The organism is Candidatus Cloacimonadaceae bacterium (genome assembly GCA_030693415.1).
Taxonomy (GTDB): domain Bacteria; phylum Cloacimonadota; class Cloacimonadia; order Cloacimonadales; family Cloacimonadaceae; genus JAUYAR01.
The window spans coordinates 1-2092 of record JAUYAR010000072.1; the positions used below are offsets into that span (position 1 = coordinate 1).

Annotated in this window: 3 protein-coding genes; all 3 read left to right on the forward strand. The window is 51.1% G+C overall.

The genetic code is table 11. The features are described 5' to 3' along the window. Positions 1-925, forward strand: a 925-nt coding sequence (locus Q8M98_04530) for a Mu transposase C-terminal domain-containing protein (protein ID MDP3114026.1), incomplete at its 5' end; no start/stop codon positions are given. 1 nt (position 926) lies between these two features. Beyond that, positions 927-1643 (forward strand): ATP-binding protein, encoded by a 717-nt coding sequence (locus Q8M98_04535; protein MDP3114027.1) that lies wholly within the window; start codon positions 927-929, stop codon positions 1641-1643. Continuing rightward, positions 1640-2092: hypothetical protein (locus Q8M98_04540; GenBank protein MDP3114028.1), on the forward strand; the 453-nt coding region annotated here is incomplete at its 3' end. The genes Q8M98_04535 and Q8M98_04540, both read left to right, overlap by 4 nt.

The window sequence follows — 2092 nt, forward strand, 5'->3', positions numbered from 1 at the left end:
GTTCTTCAAGACCTTCCAGGAGCAGTTCGAACGGTTCATCTCATCTTTCCGGGGGTCTTGTATTGATAACAAACCTGCTCCCCTGATGCGTAACGAGAAGTGGGCTCAGAAGCTGTATAAATCAGTCCCACCGACCATCGAGGAAGCGATGCAGATGATCGGCTTCTATGTCAGATACGTATATGGCGAAACACCGCATGGTGGTCTGGGTGGCAAGACACCCTGGCAGGTATTCAGTTCTGCTCCTCTGCCTTCAGACAGACTGGTGCAACCCGGGAAGCTGAACTTCATGATGCTGAGTGCCGAACGCAAGGCAGTCCGTAATGACGGCATCGTCTTCAACAAGCTCCGCTACTGGCATCCTGCCTTGATCGACCTGATCGGCAAGCCGGTGATCTTCCGCTACGATCTGGCTGATGCGAGATGGATACTGGTCTATGATACCAAAGACGTATTCATCTGCCAAGCAGAATTGCGGCAGACTCAGCATCCCTTCATCAAGCTGGCGATGGATCAGCCCATGGCACATAAAGCTCTCAAGCAAGAATACACCTATATCAAGAAGCTGCAGCGAAACACTGAACAACGCTCCAAGATCTTCGTGAGAAAGAACCAGGAGACGGTCGATGCCCTGCTTGATCCTTATCAGCGGTTAATAGCTGCCAGTGCGAATCCCACCTTTATCCAACCGCCTGCCCTTGAAGCACCTGAGCCGGGTCCGGAGCAGTTCATCGCTAACCTGGAGCATCAGGTAACCCAGCTTCTGGAGGATAAACCGGAACCTGAAGTGCCAGTTCAAGATATTAAAGAGATAACTGATATACCAGATAACGAGGATCAACCCTTCGATTCCGGTATCGCCCTCAACGACAGTTTCAAAGAGATGTGCGACTTCATCGGCATCAAACAAGCAGTAAGGAGATAAGATGAAACAAGGTCAACTGATCAAAACCAGCAACGTCCTCAAAGCCGATGCCACGATCAAGTTCCTGCTCAACCGCCCTAAGCTCGAGATGGTGGGACTGGGACTGATCTATGGGAAACCCGGACTCGGCAAGACCAACTATGCCAACCGCATGGCTTTCAGTAACGGCTATATCTATATCCGGCTGGAGGCAACCACCACACCCAAGTCCTTCGCAGTGCAGCTGCTGACCTCACTCTACCGACGCTTCCATCTCGGAGAATACATCCCGGTGGGAACTGCCAATAACCTGTTCAAAGCCTGCCTGCAGGTCTTGGAGGATCATGAAGATACCATCATCGTAATCGATGAGATCGACTATGCCTTCCGGCTTCCCCAGTTACTCGGTGCTATACGTGATATCGTGGATGAGACCCTGACGGTGGTGATCCTGGTCGGGATGCAGAATGCCAAGGATAAGCTGAACATGATCAATGAGTACTACTTTGATAGATGTAACAGCTTCTGCGAGTTCAGTTCCCTGACCAAGTCCGATATTAAAGCCATCGCCACGCAGGTGATGGAGGTCAAGGTCAGTCCTGAGATGGTAGAGATCATCTATCACCAGTGCGCGGGTAACCTGCGTAAGGCGATCAAGCTCATGCATACCTTAGAGATGGCGATCAGTAAGCAACCCGACCTCCCACTCTCGCAGATCAACTTCAGAGCGGTACTATGAGCATCCTGGAACTGGTGGAAAACTTCATTGACCACTATAACAAGCCCTTCTCGGCAGAGACAATGGCAGCCTTGATCCAGAGAACATCTGATGAGATAGAACCTATCCTGGAGACGTTGCTATCGGAAAAGCGCATCAAGCTGATCAGCCAGTCCGAGCGTATCTATGCCCGGGCGAACCGTTATAATGCTCAGATCGGTTATCAACACTATAAGGGCTGGACCTTCGACCCAGGTGCAGCCCATCAACTGCTCGATGTCCTGGAGCAGGGCAAGTACAAGTCCATCCGGGACATCGCCCAAGCAGTCGGCAGATCAAGACAGTGGGTCTATATCTACCTTGAAGCCCTGGCATCCATTGAAGTGGTCGATCTGAGGAATTATGTCTATGTGGTTATCTCCCGCAAGAACGTCCCCAAGATCGGCAGAAAAGTAATCAAGGGTATCCTG

Bases quoted from the DNA above. Each gene is read 5' to 3' on its own strand.
- Q8M98_04535 (MDP3114027.1), top strand. From the start codon at position 927: ATGAAACAAGGTCAACTGATCAAAACCAGCAACGTCCTCAAAGCCGAT.